This window comes from Flavobacterium sp. NG2 (genome assembly GCF_034119845.1).
Classification (GTDB): domain Bacteria; phylum Bacteroidota; class Bacteroidia; order Flavobacteriales; family Flavobacteriaceae; genus Flavobacterium.
The window spans coordinates 3,101,239-3,119,991 of the sequence record NZ_CP139420.1; the positions used below are offsets into that span (position 1 = coordinate 3,101,239).

The 18,753-nt window shown below is 32.2% G+C and carries 14 protein-coding genes; 3 read left to right on the forward strand and 11 right to left on the reverse strand.

Annotated features, from left to right (window positions below; all coding sequences use genetic code 11):
- Window position 1: 1 nt before the first annotated feature.
- From SLW70_RS12545 to SLW70_RS12565, 5 genes are all read right to left on the reverse strand, one after another.
- Window positions 2-2,401 carry a glycoside hydrolase family 31 protein gene (locus SLW70_RS12545; RefSeq protein ID WP_320888779.1) on the reverse strand — a complete coding sequence of 800 codons (2,400 nt, stop codon included), beginning with the start codon at window positions 2,399-2,401 and terminating at the stop codon, window positions 2-4.
- A gap of 193 nt (window positions 2,402-2,594) precedes the next feature.
- Entirely contained in the window at window positions 2,595-4,502 is a 1,908-nt protein-coding gene (glgB, locus tag SLW70_RS12550) for a 1,4-alpha-glucan branching protein GlgB (RefSeq protein WP_320888780.1), read from the reverse strand.
- A gap of 211 nt (window positions 4,503-4,713) precedes the next feature.
- A complete protein-coding gene (locus SLW70_RS12555) occupies window positions 4,714-6,648 on the reverse strand; it encodes an alpha-1,4-glucan--maltose-1-phosphate maltosyltransferase (RefSeq protein WP_320888781.1) in 1,935 nt (644 codons plus the stop codon).
- 66 nt (window positions 6,649-6,714) lie between these two features.
- On the reverse strand, window positions 6,715-7,995 hold the full coding sequence (locus SLW70_RS12560; RefSeq protein WP_320888783.1) for a glucose-1-phosphate adenylyltransferase: 1,281 nt from the start codon (window positions 7,993-7,995) through the stop codon (window positions 6,715-6,717).
- A 3-nt stretch (window positions 7,996-7,998) separates the two neighbouring features.
- On the reverse strand, window positions 7,999-9,423 hold the full coding sequence (locus SLW70_RS12565) for a glycogen synthase (RefSeq protein WP_320888784.1): 1,425 nt from the start codon (window positions 9,421-9,423) through the stop codon (window positions 7,999-8,001).
- Between the two features lie 435 nt (window positions 9,424-9,858).
- Between SLW70_RS12565 and msrB the strand changes: the two genes are divergently transcribed.
- Window positions 9,859-10,251: a peptide-methionine (R)-S-oxide reductase MsrB gene (gene msrB / locus SLW70_RS12570; protein WP_320888785.1), complete on the forward strand. Its 393-nt coding sequence runs from the start codon at window positions 9,859-9,861 to the stop codon at window positions 10,249-10,251.
- A 64-nt stretch (window positions 10,252-10,315) separates the two neighbouring features.
- Here msrB and SLW70_RS12575 read toward each other — a convergent pair whose 3' ends face one another.
- The gene (locus SLW70_RS12575) at window positions 10,316-10,870 is read right to left on the reverse strand and encodes a fasciclin domain-containing protein (RefSeq protein ID WP_320888786.1); all 555 of its coding nucleotides are present in this window, start codon (window positions 10,868-10,870) and stop codon (window positions 10,316-10,318) included.
- Between the two features lie 511 nt (window positions 10,871-11,381).
- Between SLW70_RS12575 and SLW70_RS12580 the strand changes: the two genes are divergently transcribed.
- Window positions 11,382-12,575 carry a multidrug effflux MFS transporter gene (locus SLW70_RS12580; protein ID WP_320888787.1) on the forward strand — a complete coding sequence of 398 codons (1,194 nt, stop codon included), beginning with the start codon at window positions 11,382-11,384 and terminating at the stop codon, window positions 12,573-12,575.
- Between the two features lie 140 nt (window positions 12,576-12,715).
- On the opposite strand, the gene SLW70_RS12585 is transcribed toward SLW70_RS12580, so the two are convergent.
- The 4 genes from SLW70_RS12585 to SLW70_RS12600 all read right to left on the reverse strand — a co-directional run bounded on the left by SLW70_RS12585 (window position 12,716) and on the right by SLW70_RS12600 (window position 17,626).
- Window positions 12,716-13,996 carry an NAD(P)/FAD-dependent oxidoreductase gene (locus SLW70_RS12585; RefSeq protein ID WP_320888788.1) on the reverse strand — a complete coding sequence of 427 codons (1,281 nt, stop codon included), beginning with the start codon at window positions 13,994-13,996 and terminating at the stop codon, window positions 12,716-12,718.
- A 30-nt stretch (window positions 13,997-14,026) separates the two neighbouring features.
- Window positions 14,027-15,364 (reverse strand): DEAD/DEAH box helicase, encoded by a 1,338-nt coding sequence (locus SLW70_RS12590; protein ID WP_320888789.1) that lies wholly within the window; start codon window positions 15,362-15,364, stop codon window positions 14,027-14,029.
- Window positions 15,365-15,425: 61 nt separating this feature from the next.
- Entirely contained in the window at window positions 15,426-16,994 is a 1,569-nt protein-coding gene (locus SLW70_RS12595; protein WP_320888790.1) for a DEAD/DEAH box helicase, read from the reverse strand.
- Window positions 16,995-17,098: 104 nt separating this feature from the next.
- Window positions 17,099-17,626, reverse strand: a complete 528-nt coding sequence (locus SLW70_RS12600; RefSeq protein ID WP_320888791.1) for a DUF6155 family protein — start codon at window positions 17,624-17,626, stop codon at window positions 17,099-17,101.
- 183 nt (window positions 17,627-17,809) lie between these two features.
- On the opposite strand from SLW70_RS12600, the gene SLW70_RS12605 reads away from it, so the two are divergent.
- Window positions 17,810-18,094 (forward strand): DUF3817 domain-containing protein, encoded by a 285-nt coding sequence (locus SLW70_RS12605; protein WP_320888793.1) that lies wholly within the window; start codon window positions 17,810-17,812, stop codon window positions 18,092-18,094.
- A gap of 247 nt (window positions 18,095-18,341) precedes the next feature.
- Here the strand turns inward: SLW70_RS12605 and SLW70_RS12610 are convergent, their stop codons facing one another.
- Entirely contained in the window at window positions 18,342-18,728 is a 387-nt protein-coding gene (locus tag SLW70_RS12610) for an acyl-CoA thioesterase (RefSeq protein WP_320888794.1), read from the reverse strand.
- Window positions 18,729-18,753 lie beyond the last annotated feature (25 nt).

Sequence of the window (18,753 nt, forward strand, 5' to 3'; positions counted from 1 at the left end):
ACTACACTCCAACAATATGTAGTACAGTAAATTCTTTATCAACTATTAGATAATTATACAAATCTAAAGTCTTCTTGTCAAAATCTAATGTTTCGTTATTGATTTCGATGCTTTTAACTTTAAATGGAAGCCCTATTAAATTAATTTTATATTTCGAATAGGCTGTTTCAAATTTACCTTCCTTGTGCAACTGAATATTCAATTCTTTCTCTTTTCCGATAACTTTGAAAGTTAAGAAACTATACCTTCCTTTTTTATAATCATACCCATCTTGGGCATCTTCATATACTACCGATTTTTCTTTACCTTCTTTGTAATATACATCTAAAATTAATTCATCAAACTCTAATTCTCCCACATATTGCTGGACTGGGTATTTAGGAATGATAGCTCCCGCTTTTACAAAAACTGGAATTTCATCAAATTGCGCATCTACCCACATTTCTTTCCCTCCATTAACCATCTTGTTTGTCCAGTAATTATACCATTGTCCTCTTGGCATATACATTCTTCTACCTAAAGAATTAGGTTCTAATATAGGACAAACTAATATTTGATTTCCAAATACAAATTCGTCATTTCTATAATGTGTTTGAATGTCCTCTTGGTCAAAATAAACTAAAGGTTTCAGCATTGGTAAACCTTCTTCGATATATTGCCAAAACATGGTGTATAAATACGGTAATAATTGATAACGAAGGTTAACAAACTTTCGAGTAATATCAATTACCTCCTCATCAAATGCCCATGGCTCTTGATGTCCATGATCTCCTGACGAGTGTGTTCTACAAAAAGGATGAAATACTCCTAACTGAATCCAACGTGCATACAATTCACCTGAAGGCTGTTCTGCAAATCCACCTATATCCGAACCAGTGAATCCCATTCCTGATATATTCATTCGTTGTACTTGAATATTAGCTATCCAAAGGTGTTCCCATGTAGCCACATTATCTCCTGTCCATGAGGATGTATACCGTTGTGCACCTGCATAAGCGGAGCGCGTTATCACAAAAGGCCTTTTAGGATATATAAATCGTTTCACCCCATGATAAGTAGCCCTAGCCATTTGTGTCCCATAAATGTTATGTGCTTTACGATGACTACAAGGGTTTCCATCATAATGATGACGAACATCGATTGGAAAAGTTTTATTTGGTACCTCCATTACGGCAGGTTCATTCATGTCATTCCAAACCCCTTTTACTCCAATATCCGAAACTAATTCTTTAAATAATCCCGCCCACCATTCTCTAACTTCGGGATTTGTGTAATCAGGGAAATTACATTCTCCAGGCCACACTTTTCCTTTCATATAAGGGCCGTCTGCTCTTTTACAAAAATAGTCTTTAGCTAAAGCCTCTTGATAAACAGAATATTCTTTATCTATTTTTATCCCTGGATCAATGATAACAATTGTTTTAAATCCATCGGCCGCTAATTCAGCAACCATTCGTTTTGGGTCGGGAAAATGATTTTTATCCCAAGTAAAACAACGAAAACCATCCATATAATCGATGTCTAAGTAGATGGCATCACATGGAATTTTCAATTCTCTAAACTTTGCTGTTATTTCTTTTACATTACTCTCTGGGAAATAACTCCATTTACATTGGTGATAACCAAGTGTCCAAAGTGGCGGTAACTCAGGTTTACCCGTTAAATCTGTATAAGAGGTAACCACGTCTTGCATTTTTGGTCCGTAAATGAAATAATAATTCATCTCACCACCTTCAGCCCAAAAACTAGTTACATTACGTCTTTCATTACAAAAATCAAAAAAAGTTCGAAATGTATTATCAAAGAATATTCCATACGCTTTTTTATTATGCAAGCCTATATAAAAAGGGACTACTTTATACAAAGGCTCCTGATCTTTTTGAAAAGCATACTGGTCAGTGGCAAAATTTTCCAACCTTTTGCCTTTTAGATTCATTTGAGTCGCTTTGTCCCCAAGTCCATAGAAACATTCACCCTCGCGGGAAGCTTTACTCATTTTGACAATATTCCCACCAAATTCATAACTTTCTTCCCAATGAAATCCGAGTTCATCTTCTAGAATCACATTACCATCTATATCAAAAATCGAAAGTCTTAAATCTACTTTTTGTATCCTACAAATTACTTTACTAGTCTGAATTTCGAAATGATCTTTCTTTTCAGTCACTTCCAAAAAATTATAACCATGAGAATGATACTTATCAATTGCATACGAAAAATCATTACTGAAATATCCTTTCGTAGTGAATCTGAAACGTAACATACTATCTCTAAGTACAGTTACTTTTAAAATTACACTATTATTAGTATGAAAATAAACAGAATCTACTTCGTGCTCAAAAGAAACAATTTTTGAAGGATATAAATCTCCTTTATATTCTAAATCTGTATTTGTAATCATATTTACTATTTATTGTAAGTTCTTGTCATTAATATTGCAAATTTACAAATACCTTAATGCATCCAACTTGAATTTAGGACTTTATTGATGAAAAGATTGCTGTTGTTTTAAAAGAAAAAAGCTTAGAAATGAAATATCGGTATTAATTCATAAATTAATACCGATATCACAAAAAAGTTCAGTTATAAAAAATCTATGAAATTTTAAAAACAGTAACGCTCAGTGGAGCTAACACCAATTCTGCAGAATAATCTCTTCCGTCATAAGGAGAAGATTCTATTGTAATTTTATCAGGGTTGCTAATCCCACTTCCACCATATATTTCAGCATCACTGTTGAAAATTTCTTTTAATTTTCCTTTTCTTGGCAATCCTATTCTATATTCATTACGAACGACTGGCGTAAAATTACAAACTACAATTACACTTTCTTTTTTATCGTTTCCATTTCTAATATAGGACATCACCGCATTCTGATGGTCAGAATAATTAATCCACTCAAATCCTTCTGGACTAAATTGTTTTTCATGTAATGCAGGTTCGGATTTATACAGTGCATTCAAATCAGTAATTACTTTTTTGACTCCAGCATGTACAGGATATTGTAATAAGTGCCAATCTAAACTTGCTTCAAAATTCCACTCTGCACTTTGACCAAACTCAGACCCCATAAACAATAATTTTGTCCCTGGATGTGTAAACATATACCCATAAAGAAGCCTTAGATTCGCAAATTTTTGCCATTCATCCCCAGGCATTCTTCCTGCGATTGAACATTTTCCGTACACTACTTCGTCATGTGAAAGAGGTAGCATGAAATTTTCGGAAAAAGCATATGTCATTGAAAAAGTCAATTCATTTTGATGGTACTTTCTATAGACCGTTTCTTTTTTGAAATATTCTAAAGTATCATGCATCCAACCCATCATCCATTTCATTCCAAAACCTAAACCACCCATAAAAGTTGGTTTAGACACCATTGGGAATGAAGTACTTTCTTCTGCTATGGTTTGAACACCTTCAAAGCTACCATATACCGCTTCATTGAATTCTTTTAAGAAACTAATTGTATCTAAGTTTTCGCGTCCACCATATTCATTTGGCTCCCATTCTCCATCTTTTCTAGAATAATCTAAATACAACATAGAAGCAACAGCATCTACTCGTAATGCATCTACATGATAGTGCTGTAACCAGAAGATAGCATTACTAATTAAGAATGAACGAACTTCATTTCGACCATAATTAAAGACTAAACTTTTCCAATCAGGGTGATATCCTTTCCTTCTATCTGGATGTTCGTATAAGTTTGAGCCATCAAAATAGCCTAATCCATGTGCATCATCAGGAAAATGTGATGGTACCCAGTCTAATATTACGCCAATCCCTGCTTTGTGTAAGGAATCAACTAAATGCATAAAGCCCTGAGGATTACCAAAACGAGATGTTGGAGCAAAATAACCTACTAATTGATACCCCCAAGAAGGGTCATAAGGATATTCCATTACAGGCATAAACTCAACATGAGTAAATCCAGTTTCTTTGACATAGTTTACTAAATCTACAGCAAATTCTTCATAAGTTAAAAACCGATTTTCATCACCATGACGTTTCCAAGAACCTAAATGTACTTCATAAACTGAATAAGGTTTATCAAGACCGTTATGGTCTTTTCTTGTTTCCATCCAATTTTTATCGTCCCATTTATAATCTAAATCCCAAACTACAGAAGCAGTATGAGGTGGTTTTTCGCAGTAAAAAGCAAAAGGATCTGCTTTTTCAGTAATTACTCCACCGTTATTTGATTGAATTTTATACTTATAAGTTGTTCCTTTTTCGATACCTGGAATAAAACCTTCCCAAATACCCGAAGAATCCCAACGTACTTGAAGCTGATGTTCGCCTTGTATCCAGTAATTAAAATCTCCTACAACAGAAACCGAACGAGCAGTTGGTGCCCAAACGGCAAAATACACTCCTTTTACTCCGTCAACTTCAATAAGATGCGCCCCTAATTTTTCGTAAAGTCTGAAATGTTTTCCAGCCTTAAACAAATCGATATCAAAATCGGTAAAAAGAGAATGCGTTTGTACTTTATTCATTTTTTGGTTTGTTTTTATAAACAATATTGGTTTGTTATGTCTTTTTTTTCACAAATTACACTCATTATTACAAATTCTTTCAAGTGAAAAAAATTGCACTAATTTCAAATATTTTTGACACCATCATTTTAAAAATGATAACTAGAATTAGTATAATTTGTAGAAAAAAATCTAGTTCTTAAAAACCGTACTATTATTAGTTAAATTGTATTTAATCTTGAATTTGAAACAAATGAAATGGTAAATCAGGACTTAATTCCACAAAATTCCACTCTTTATCCCAAAAATAACTATTTCCAGTAATTAAATCTACAATGTTAATTGGATTAATTCCTAATTCAGAAATAGGTAATTGTATCATTGCTTGTTGCGTATGATGAGCGTCCAAACTAGCAATCATTAAGGTTTTATTTTGTTTGCTGTCATCAAACTTGTAATACGCTATAACTTGGTCATTGTTAGTATTACAAAAAACAATATTATTAGTTTGCTGTAATGAAGCTTGTTGTTTACGAATACTATTTATTTTAGTAATTAATCGTGTTAATTTATTTTTAATACTCCAATCCCATTTATAAACTTCATATTTTTCAGAGTTAAGATATTCTTCTTTTCCTGCAGCCATTGGTTGACACACCATATACTCAAAAACAGGTCCATAGATACCAATACTTGAACTTAAAGTTGCAGCTAAAAAGTACTTCTGTAAATGCGTTGATTCATTTCCGCTTTGTAATGCAAATGGATTGATATCTGGAGTATTAGGCCAGAAATTAGGACGGTAAAATTCTTTTTGTTCGGATTGTGTTAACTCTGTAACATAATCTGTTAATTCGGCCTTAGAATTTCTCCAAGTAAAATAAGTATAGGATTGACTAAAACCTTGCTTCGCCAATTCATTCATAATTTTTGGTCTTGTGAATGCCTCAGCTAAGAACAATACATCGGGATGTTTTTTCTTAATTTCACCTATCAACCAACCCCAGAAGTAAAATGGTTTAGTGTGCGGATTATCAACTCTAAAGACTTTAATATTACATTCTTCTACCCAAAATAATGCTACATCTAATAATTCTTTCCACAAATTTTTCCAGTCGGAACTTTCAAAATAAATAGGTTGAATATCTTGGTATTTTTTTGGTGGATTTTCAGCATATTGAACTGTACCATCAGGTCTCCATTTGAACCACTGTGGAAAATCCTTCACATAAGGATGGTCTGGTGCTGCTTGTAAAGCGTAATCCATAGCTACCTCAATTCCCAATTCTTGTGCTCTTTGGACTAATTCTTTAAAATCATCAATTGAACCTAATTCGGGATGTGTCGATTTGTGTCCACCATGAACAGAACCAATTCCCCAAGGAGAGCCTACATCACCATGTTCAGCATTAGTACTATTGTTTTTCCCTTTTCTATTAACTTCACCAATAGGGTGAATTGGAGGAAAATACAAGGTGTCAAACCCCATTTCAGCTACTCTTGGCAATAATTGTATACAATCTTTAAAGGTTCCATGTTTTCCATCTTCAGGAGAAGAGGAACGTGGAAAAAACTCATACCAAGTACTAAATAAGGCTTTTTTTCTATCAACATACACTTTCAATTCAGCAGATTGATTGGCTAAAAAACGAGAAGGGTGTTTTTTAAATATGGCAGTCAATTTGGACGAATTCACTTCATGAACAGCTTTATCATACTCTGATTCATTTGTAAACAAATAGTCTAAATGACCTAAATAATCACTTTCAGATGGTGTCACCCACTCTCTTACTGCTCTTACATATTCAGCCCCTTCTAAAAGTTCTGATTTAACATATTGATTATCTTGAATTTTACGTTCAGTACCGTGTTGCCAATTTAATGCATAATCGACCCAAGCTTCTACGAAATAAGAATAACTCCCTTGTTTTTCGACTTTAAATTCAGTAAACCACTCATCGTTTACAGCTGGAATCATTCGAACTTCCTTCCATTTTTTATCGTTTTCGTGTTTGTATTTTACACAAGCCTCAACAACATCATGTCCGTCTGCAAAAACAGCAGCAGTCACTCTCACTGTTTGTCCTACAATTCTCTTTATTGGAAATGCTCCACAGTCTAATTGAGGCATTACATTTTCTATTATAATACGGGTTTGATTCTGCATTTTAATTTTTTATAAGTATTCCTGTTTTATATCTTTTTAATTTATCAAGTTTAAGATTGTAGCAAATTATTTAATTACATAGTTATCTGGAATAACTACCCCTTTTTTGATAACTACAATCCCTTGTTTAACAGCATATAATTCATTTGAAGAATTCTCTAAATGCTCACCTCCACAGATATAAACATCATTTCCAATACGGCAGTTTTTATCAATTAAAGCATTTTTAATGTAGCATCTCTCACCAATACCTACTAATATTTTATCGCTGTTCTTCTCTTCTTCCATGGTTTCAATACTTTGGTACAAATCATTACCCATAATGTAACAATTTTGTATAATTGTATCTTTTCCAATTCTAGAACGAATTCCAATAACCGATTTATTAATTTCTTTAGCATTCAAAATACAACCTTCCGAAATCAATGAACGATCGATGTTTGTGTTTTGAAATTTTGAAGGAGGTAACATCCTTGGCCTAGTGTAGATTTTATTGTCATTATCAAATAAATTAAACTTAGGCACATCATCAGTCAATCCGATATTAGCCTCAAAGAAAGAGTCAATATTTCCAATATCTGTCCAATATCCTTCATATTGGTAGCTCAATACTCTATTGGTTTGAACAGCTTGTGGAATAATTTCTTTACCAAAATCTTTGGTTTCAAAATTACTCATCAAATCAACCAATAAATCTTTATTGAAAATATAAATACCCATCGAAGCCAAATAATGTTTCCCTTCAGATTTCATTTGTTCGCTTACATCTGATGTCCAATTTGGCAATAATTCTTTAGCTGGTTTTTCGATAAAAGATTCAATATAACTGTCTTTGTTCGTTTTTAAGATTCCAAATTCAGGTGCATCTTTATCATTTACAGGCAAAGTTGCAATAGAAATTTCTGCATCCTTTTTGATATGTTCTTCAATCATCTCATTCAAGTCCATTTGATACAATTGGTCACCTGAAAGAATTAATGCATAATCAAAATCGTGATTTAAAAAGTGAGGCATACATTGTCTTACAGCATCAGCTGTACCTTGGAACCATGTTGGGTTATCAGGCGTTTGCTCAGCTGCCAAAATATCTACAAATGCTTGACTAAAAGCACTAAAAACGTAAGTATTCTTAATATGCGCATTTAACGAAGCCGAATTAAACTGTGTTAATACAAACATTCTATATATATCGGAATTCATACAATTAGAAATAGGAATATCAACTAATCTGTATTTTCCTCCAATAGGAACGGCTGGTTTTGACCTAGTCTCCGTTAATGGATACAATCTTGACCCTTGACCACCTCCTAGAATAATTGCAATCACATTTTTTCGCTTCGCTTTCATCTTTTATTTTATTATTAAATTATACATTTCTAAATATTCTTGATATGCCTTTTCCCATGAATGATTGAGTACCATTCCGGATTTTGCAATTACTTTTATTTTTTCCTTTTCCTTATACAATTCGCAGGCTCTTTGAATAGCATCACAAACATCATCTACTGTGGCATGGTCATGACATATCCCAAAACCGTTTTCACTAATATCAACAACGGTATCTTTCAATCCTCCAGTTCTTCTAACTACAGGAATAGCTCCATATCGATACGCATACATTTGATTCAAACCACAAGATTCCATTCGGGATGGCATTAAGATGAAATCAGACCCTGCGTAAATCTGATGGGCCAATTTCTCATTAAATTCAATACTTAAATTATAATTACTAGAAAAATCATTAAGAACCAACTTCAGACTATCTTCTATTACCTTATTTCCCGAACCCAATATAAGAATATTAATTTTATTATTGTTTGTTGAAATGGCTTTTCTTGCCACTTCTGACAATAAATCTGCTCCTTTTTCTTCATACAATCGGCCAACAAAACTTATAAGTGGATATTCAACGTTGAAATTGAATAATTTACATAGTTTTTCCTTATTTTTTTGCTTTCCAACTTCAAAATCATCCACATCATAATTTGTCGCTATAAGAGGGTCTATTTTTGGATTCCATACATCATTATCAATTCCGTTTAGAATTCCTCTAGACTTATAGCGCACCTGATTGAATAACATTTCTAAGCCATAGCCATTATAATTAATTTCATTTAGGTAATTTGGAGAAACTGTTGTGATTGCTCTTGCACATTTTAATCCAACTGCCAAAGAATTGATACATCCACTCCATTCCAATAATGGTGTTTTTGACAAATCATAACTAGGGAAATAATGTAATTTATCGAATCCAAATTGCCCTTGGTAAAGCGCATTATGTACTGTTAATACAGTTGGAACTGGTCTTAGTTTCTCATAATCGAATGCTTGTTGCATCATAAAAGGAATAACCGCGCTATGATGATCGTGACAATGAACAACATCAGGTAAAAGATTATGTGCTACAAACCAATCCAAAGTAGCTATTTGAAAAGACAAAAAACGTTCAATATCATCTTTATAACCATAAATTTCACCTCTGTCAAAAAGTTCTGGAATTGTGATTAAATATAAATTAAAACCTAAATTATGATTAATTCCTTTTAAAACACTGAAAGGAAAATTAAAATGACCTAATTTAACTTGAGACCAATGTATTGTCTCAAATTCATTTTCTTTAATAAACTTCGTTTCATAACAGGGAACCACAACACTTACATTATGCCCTGCATTAAATTGATATTTTGCTATCGCTCCAACGACATCCGCTAAACCACCTACTTTTGCAACAGGATAACATTCTGCACTAATATGAATTATTTCTAATACTTTCATTTATTGTAATCCTAAGCTTATTAATCAAATTACAAAGCACTATTCTTTCTTCGGCTTATTTAATTCAACTAAAAAATTATAATCAAAACTCTTTATCAAAAACAATGTTTATGATTTTCTAAATTTAGTAAAAAAACTTTCAAATAAAAGTCTGATAAAAAAATTAATTAAATATTAAAAAACATCACTTTAAACCTGTAAAATATGATGATTTGTAAATATTTCACAGTTTAGAAACATTAAATCATCATAAAACTAACAATCATATAATTTATAACTTTCAAATTCTGATTATTGATTATTAATTAGGATTCATATTAGGAAGGGAAAGCCTTAAAAAATTTGAATTATGATAAAAAAGGAATAATTTTATAGACTCGTATTAATGGAAAACCACTCGTGTTTTCGGCATCATTCCTTTAAAAATAAATAATCATGAAATATCCAATAGAAAAAACAGAAGAAGAATGGAAAAAGCAATTAGGAAGTGATCGCTATCGAATATTAAGAGAAAAAGGAACAGAATACCCACATACTGGTATATATAATCTACATTATGAAAAAGGTACTTATTGCTGTGGGGGTTGTGCAGAACCTTTATTTGAAAGCAGCTCTAAATTTGATGCGCATTGCGGTTGGCCTTCTTTTGATGAAGCCATTCCTGGAAAAGTCAAAAATGTATTAGATAAAAGTCACGGTATGATACGAACTGAAATAGTTTGCGCTAATTGTGGTGGACATTTAGGACACGTATTTAATGATGGCCCTACTCCTACAGGTGAACGTTTTTGCGTCAATTCATTGTCTATAGATTTTAAAGAAAAATAATTAAACTCAAAAAAGCCATTAGCTTGATTGCTAATGGCTTTTTTACGGCTATTCAAAATCCAACTTAAGATTTTGGTAACACTACTGTATCAATAACGTGAATAACACCATTCGATTGATTAACATCGGCAATAGTTACCATTGACATTCCTCCATTTTCGTCAGTGATATACATTTTTTTTCCTTTCATCCAAGCTGTCAAAGTTCCACCGCTAACTGTTTTCATAGTTGCTTTTCCTTTACCCATTTTAATTGCTTTAGCAATATCTGAAGCATTCATTTTACCTGCAACAACATGATACGTCAAAATGGTTTGCAACATTTTTTTGTTTTCGGGTTTTAATAAGGTTTCAACAGTTCCCATTGGTAATTTGTCAAAAGCTGCATTAGTAGGTGCAAATACCGTAAAAGGCCCTTTACCTTGCAATGTTCCCACTAAGTCTGCTGCTTTTACTGCCGCAACCAATGTGGTGTGATCTTTTGAGTTAACTGCATTTTCAATAATATTTTTTGTTGGATACATTGCTGCTCCACCAACCATTACTGTTTTTTGAGCGAAAGAGGTGGCTCCAAATACTAAAGCAAATAATGCTACTGATAAAATTTTTCTCGTTTTCATAATTTTAATTATTAAGTTATAATAGCATTTACGCCATTGCTATCCTTTTGGTTTTGAAAAAGAAAAAAAATAATAAAATAATACTCCAGGACTTTCTAATAAACTAAAATTCAATAGTTTGAAATATTACAAAAAAATCAACTTAATAAATATCATTTTACAAATAGTATAAAAAAAAACGACCCATTCTAAATAATTTATAGAATGGATCGTCAAACTAACCAATGAATTTTTTTTTTACTCTAAAACCATAATTTTTAAAAATTATAAAATATGTATACGACTACAACTTTAAATATTGGATTTTAAAAAATTAAAATTATTAAAAATAGATTTATGGTTTAGAATGAGTAAATATCATTTGGTTTAATTGATGTTTTTGATTTAACACAATATTAACATTTTATTTTTAATCCAAAAAAAAAATATTTTTTGTGAATATTCTAACATATTGGATCTCTATTAAACGGTAGATATTGAGTTATCTTTGTGACAAATAAAAAAAAATTAAATGATAAAGTCTAATTACTTTAAAACTATTATTATTCTAGGTTCACTTACAGCTCTTGGTCCTTTCTCAATAGATATGTATTTACCAGGTTTTTCAGGAATTGCAAAAGACTTAAACACCAGTGTTGCCAATGTAGCCATGACTTTATCAAGTTATTTTATAGGTATTTCGGCAGGACAATTATTATATGGACCATTGTTAGATCGTTTTGGAAGAAAAAAGCCTCTTATTATTGGTTTACTTGTTTATATAATAGCATCTTTAGCTTGTGTTTTTGTCAAAGACATCTATACATTTATTGGTTTGCGTTTTGTTCAAGCCATTGGAAGTTGTGCCGCTACTGTAGCTTCTGTTTCTATGGTTAGAGATCTATTCCCTGTAAAAGAAATTCCAAAAGTTTTCTCCTTATTAATGTTAGTTGTTGGGCTATCTCCTATGTTGGCTCCTACCATTGGTGGATATGTTACCGCTGGATTTGGATGGCAAGCAGTATTTTTAATATTAATGTTTCTGGGGATTGGTGTCCTTTTATCGGCTCATTTTGGACTACCTAATACGTATAAGCCAGATGAATCTATTTCGCTAAAACCAAAACCAATTATCAATAATTTTGTAAAAGTACTTAAAGAGCCTCAATTTTACACTTATGCCTTTACTGGCGCAATGGCATTTTCTGGACTATTTACTTATGTAGCTGCCTCCCCTATTCTATTTATGGATATCTTTAAAGTTGATGCAAAAACCTATGGCTGGATATTTGCATTTATGTCCTGCAGTTTTATTGGCGCAAGCCAACTTAATTCGGTACTACTACGTAAATTTACGAGTGAACAGATGATTTTCAAAGCTTTAATTACACAGTCTCTTATTAGCATTACTTTTTTGATTACTGCTATGAATGACCTTTTGGGACTTTACGAAACAATTGCATTATTGTTCTTTTTTTTAGGTTGTTTAGGCATTTCAAACCCTAATACTGCGGGACTTACTTTGGCACCCTTTACCAAAAATACAGGAAGTGCTTCGGCCTTAATGGGAGCCATACAGCTAGGACTTGGAGCTTTGGCATCATTTATAGTAAGTGTTTTTGTAATTGATTCAATAATTCCTATGGTCATTATTATGATGACTACTACGCTTACTGCATTGATAATACTCCAGCTTGGAAAAAGAATGATTAAGATTAAGAAATAAAATTAGTCCTTACCATTATATAAAGACGAAACAGTAATTTAAATTCTGTTTCGTCTTTTTAGGACTAGGCAAATTTTAAAACAAAAACCCCAATGAAAATTTAAATTTCATTGGGGTTTGATTTTATTTAAAAGTTTCGTTTATGCTTCTGAAGCAACTTTTGATGATTTTTTATCAGGTCTGATAATCATTCTTAAAGAGTTATCTTTAGAGAAATAAGCAACCATCCAGTTGTAGAATGTTTTTACTTTATTTCGATAGGTAATCAACGAAATTAAGTGAATAAATAACCAAATTATCCAAGCAAAGAATCCTTTGAAATGCATTTCTGGTTTTGGTAAATCAACTACAGCTTTATTTTTTCCAATAATAGCCATAGAACCTTTATCAACATAAGTAAAAGGTACTAATGGTTTTCCTTGTAGAGAAGCTTTAATGTTCTTCGCTAGATTAATTCCTTGCTGAATTGCAACTTGTGCTACTTGTGGATGTCCGTGTGGGAAAGCTGCATCATTAAATTGGATACAAGTATCACCAATGGCATAAATATTATTTGAGCCTTCTAATTTGTTAAAAGCATCTGTTTTTAAACGTTTACCACGTCCGTAGCTTTCAGCAGGAAGACCTTTAAATTCTCTGGCAGTAACTCCAGCAGCCCAAATTAAGTTTTTGGTTTGAATGGTTTCTCCATTGGCAAAATGAACCGTATCGTCAACATAATCTACCACATTATTGTTCAATTTTACAACAACCCCTAGTTCAGTAATTGCTTTATAAGTGTCCTCTTGAGACTGTTTACTCATTGGAGTTAATAATGCGGGAGCACCATCAACTAAATAAATATTACTAGCTGTAGTTTCTAATTCAGGGTATTCTTTTAAAAGAATATTTTTTCGCATTTCAGCAAACATTCCTGATATCTCCACACCAGTAGGTCCTCCACCTGCAACTACAATAGTTAATAATTTACGACGCTTACGCATGTCTTTAGTAATGGCGGCTTTTTCTAAGTTTTTCAACAAAGTATTACGCATTACAATAGCATCATTTAGTGTTTTCATTGGAATCGCGTTTTTCTTAACGTTTTCCATACCAAAATAGCTTGTTTCAGCACCAGTAGCGAAAATTAATTTATCATAATTTAATTCCCCATTACTCAAGATTACTTTGTTCTCAGCTGGAACTACTTCCATTAATTCTCCTAATCGGAATTGCAGATTTTTTTTACCTGCAAAAAATTTACGAAATGGATAACTAATACTTGAGGGTTCTAAATAAGCCGTTGCTACCTGATAAATAAGAGGTGGAAAAAAATTATAGTTATTTTTATCTACCAATGTTACATGAACACCATCATGATTTAGGAGTTCTTTTGCTAGGTTCATTCCCGCAAATCCTCCTCCGATTATTACAATTTCCATTTTTTAGTCTTAAATATAAATATTCCGTTTTTAGTTCTTTTTTAGTTTTTTCACAGGTTTCTCTGTGTTAGTAGGTTTGTTTTGTAACAAATAATTAGCTAATAACTTTTCTACCAATTCATCTTTAGTCAAATGATGAAAAATTGTCTTTACCTTATTTTTAAAGTCCGCATCCACTTCGTGATTCGGCTTGGTTTTAAAAATTTGTTTTGCCCATAATAGGGTATTATTTTCTTCAATACTGGCAACCGAAGGTTTTTTGAAAAGGTGAAATTTGATTCCTAATTCTTTTTCAAAATCGGCTATTTCAGTTACTTCTTCTGGCTGTAGAACGGTTAACGAAAGCCCCTTTGCTCCTGCCCTTGCCGTACGACCACTGCGGTGTACATAAGCTTCATAAGCATCAGGTAAATGATAATTTACTACATATGATATTTCTTTGACATCAATTCCACGAGCCGCTAAGTCTGTTGCTACTAATATATTAATATGCCCCTCACGAAATTGCTCCATGATTCTATCACGAATTCCTTGCGATAAACTTCCATGAATTGCTCCTGATGAAAAACGATTAATAGCTAAATTTTTGGCTAGTTTGTTTACAGCAGCTTTGGTTTTACAAAAGATAATACCGCGCTCACCTTCTTTCGAATTTAAGAAATGCATCAATACATCCAATTTTTCAATAGGATCTACAATTATATATTGATGATCAATTCCTTGATTACCGATGGTTTCCATACTAGCACTAACCTGAACAACGTTCTTGTTTAAATAATTCTGAACCAATTGCTTGATTGTTCCAGGCATCGTTGCTGAAAAAAGTATAGTCTTGTGTGCTTTAGGTAATTCTGCTACAATTTCGTCTAAACTTTCCTTTAGAATACTTACCATTTCATCGGCTTCATCTAATACTAGAAATTTAGTATTGGAAAGGTTAATTGCTTTGCGCTGAATCAAATCAATCAAACGACCTGGAGTTGCTACTACAATATGTGTAGGAGCACTAAGTCTTTCAATTTGAGGTTTAATTGGAATTCCACCACAGCTAGCTGCGATAGAAACTTTAGGCATATATTTGGCAAAAGCTTCTAAATTAGAAAAAATCTGGTGTCCCAATTCACGAGTTGGAGCGAGAATAACCGCTTGAACTATAGGTTGTTCTGTGTCTATTAGTTGTAATAGAGGCAAACCAAATGCAGCCGTTTTTCCAGTTCCTGTTTTAGCGATTCCCACTACATCAGTAGTATTGGATAATAATAACGGAATTGTTTTTTGTTGAATTTCTGTTGGTTCAACAATATTCAATTCGGTAATTGCTTTTAGAATTGGTGCTGAAATTCCTAAATCTAAGAATTGATTTGCCATTGGGGTGTTGTTGTTTGTACTTATTATTTATTTTTGAATCGAACTAGGAATTAGCATCTAATTAATCATTATCATCCTCTTCATCGTCTTCGTCATCTAGTTCTCTTAATATTTTCTCTCTAAATTTTTTACCTATTAATAAGGTTAATTTTAAAGTATAATCTTCAACCAACCATTCACGATAATTTTTACTACACTGACTTAAACATTTAGCGTAACGTTTGATACGACACTCAATGTCTTGGTCTAATTCTTTTGCTAATAATCTTGCCTCTTTCAATTCATCTGTGTTATCGACACACATCGACGCATGTTGATCTAGGGATTTTTCAAGAACTACTTTGGAACGTAAATTTTGTGCAATTGCTAGTTTGTGTTCTTCATCTACATCAAAAGTTACATCGGCTGTCTTTGCAAATTTAGCACGTAATTCTGCTGACATAGTATATTTGAAATGCAATTCAATCTCCGAATCATCACGTAAATTTTCAAGGTAAAATTCTGGAGATTTAAAAATATGTTGCCAGTTCACAGGCTCACTCCAAAGTCCAAAACGGGCTGCATTATTCCCTAAGTCGATTACTGTAAAAGTATCTTTATTAGGAAGTTTACGAGAACCACGACCAATCATTTGGTAATACAAAGTAAGTGATTTAGTGGCTCTGTTTAGTATAATGGTTTCTACAGTAGGCTCATCAAAACCAGTTGTCAAAATCCCTACTGAGGTAAGAATTGCATCTTTAGTATGTTTGAACCAGTGCAAAATTTCTTTACGTTCTTCATTACTACTGGTGTTATCCAAGTGGCGTATAGCATAACCCGCTTCCCTAAATGTTTCATAAACATACAAGGAAGTATTGATACCATTATTAAAAATCAAGGTTTTTTTCCCTAATGAACGTTCTGTATAGGCATGTAATAATTTCTCTTGCATTAAGGTATTGGTATATAAATCATCAGATGATTTTACCGTATAGTCACCATTAATACCTACTTTTAGTGAAGTTAACCCCACATCATAACTATAAGTAACAGCATTGGCTAGAAAACCATTTTCAATTAATGAAGCGATGGTATCCCCAACTATCAATTCATCATAACTTTGATGCATTGGTAACTTGATATTAGAACTTAAGGGTGTAGCCGTAACTCCTAATATAAAAGCATTTTTGAAAGAATTCAGTAATTTTCTAAATGAATTATAATGCGCCTCATCAATGATTACAAGACCAATATTATCAAGGTGTAATTTTTCGTCATTGATACGGTTTTTCAACGTTTCGACCATGGCCACAAAACAAGAATAATCGTTTTGGTCGGGAAGATCTTTTACCTTACTATTGATAATTTTATTTTTAACGCCAAAACCTTTTAGCATTTTGGAAGTTTGCTTACATAACTCAATTCTATGGGTAAGCACAACTACTTTTTTATTGTGTTTAGTGATATATCTACGAACTATTTCAGAAAAAATTACAGTTTTCCCACCACCTGTAGGTAATTGATAGAGTAAATGATGTTGCTTTGGTCCATTGTCTATGCGTTCAAAAATGGCATTAATGTCATCTTGTTGATACGTATAAAGTTCTTTTTTGTCTTCTTTTTCTATTTCTAAAATATTTTCCAGCATCGCCTATTTTGAGTTTTTGCAAAAATACGGCTAAAAAACAGTTAAACGGTTATAATTAAACAAAAAGATGAATAATCTTTAAATAAATAGGAATTATAATTGATTTAGTCTTCAAATGGTTCAATAATCGCATTAAATAGCGCTTGATTTTTCCATTTTTGCACTAAAATTTCATTATAAATTGCTAAAATTCTTTTTTTGAAATCAGCTAAAATCCCATTTGCGATGCTAAAATGCACTGCTTGCTCAAAAGAATTGAGCATACTCTTGTAAAAAAGCTCCTGCTTGATGGTGTTTTCTGCAGAAAATGCTTGTGCTATTTCAATATTATAGAGCATCACATCTACAATAATATAGGGGTCAACTCCGAGCAGTATAAAATGTTTGATGTATTTTTGAGCTACAGAACGACGCATTTTGGGTTTGCTTTTCCTTCCAGAAACTTTTACTGGAAAATATTCATTGGATATTTTGAGTTTGCATTCCTGCAACAACTTGTCTTCTTTAGGATTAAATACAAAATCGTAATATACTTTTACCGGACTGAATTTTTCATATAATTCAACAATTTGCGCTTCAAGTTGCTCCTTGTTTAATTCAGACAAATATTTTTTTAAATCCCGTTTGCTCATAATTAAAAAATTGAGTTACAAATAAACCGTTTTATAGGGAATTAGCGCCAATTTATTTCTCAAAAATTATAAATTTTAAGTATTTAAATATAAATCTGTTAATATGAGGTTATTTTTCAAATCAGAGGTTTGCCTTATGAAACCTATTGCTTAATTTTGCCGCTCATTCAAATACAAATGATTATGTTCAAGCTTTTTAAGATTACTGCTATTCTAGAAGGAATATCCTATTTGGTTTTATTTTCAAATATGCTTTTTATAAAACCTACTAATTTTGAGTTATACCACACCTTATTATATCCAATTGGAATGAGTCATGGAGTTTTATTTATAGGATATGTAATGTTAGCTGTTTTTCTAAAAAAGAGTCAAAATTGGGATTTGAAAACCTTAGGAATTATTCTAGCTGCATCATTAGTTCCTTTTGGGACTTTTTATATTGACAAAAAGTATTTAGCAACGGCTTAGTTTTTCTTCTTCCAATTTAAAGAAAATAGTCTTTAAACACAGAAGGTAGCATAGCTAATTTTGATTTAGATAAAGATATATATTATTACCTACGAAAATCTGCCAAATCTGCGTGCTTATTTTATCACGCAGATTTTTACTTATTTGGCAGATTGTAAATTGAGTTAGCTAAGATTAGCAACTGTCTTCTGTAAAAAAAGTGTAGTGTAGCTTTTTGCTTCCCCTGTTTCCTTTGTAGTCATTGTTTTTAAACCAAACGATCTTTTACAAACTCAATTTGAGTTTTTCCATGGGGTTTTGGTTTTCCGTCAGGTCCTAAGTTGACCATGGTTGTAGCATCAATCGTTATAATACTTTCACGAGTCATCATGTTACGTACTTCACATTTAAGTGTAAGAGATGTAATTCCAAATTTCACTACATCAATCCCGATTTCAATAACATCGCCTTGTTTTGCTGATGATCTAAAGTTAATTTCCGACATACTTTTGGTTACTACTCTAGGATTTTCCAGTTGAATAATTGAATAAAGAGCCAGTTCTTCGTCCATCCAAGCCAATAATTGTCCGCCAAATAAAGTTCCGTTAGGATTTAAATCTTGTGGTTTTACCCATTTTCTAGTATGAAATCTCATATATTATAATTTTTAATGCTAAAAT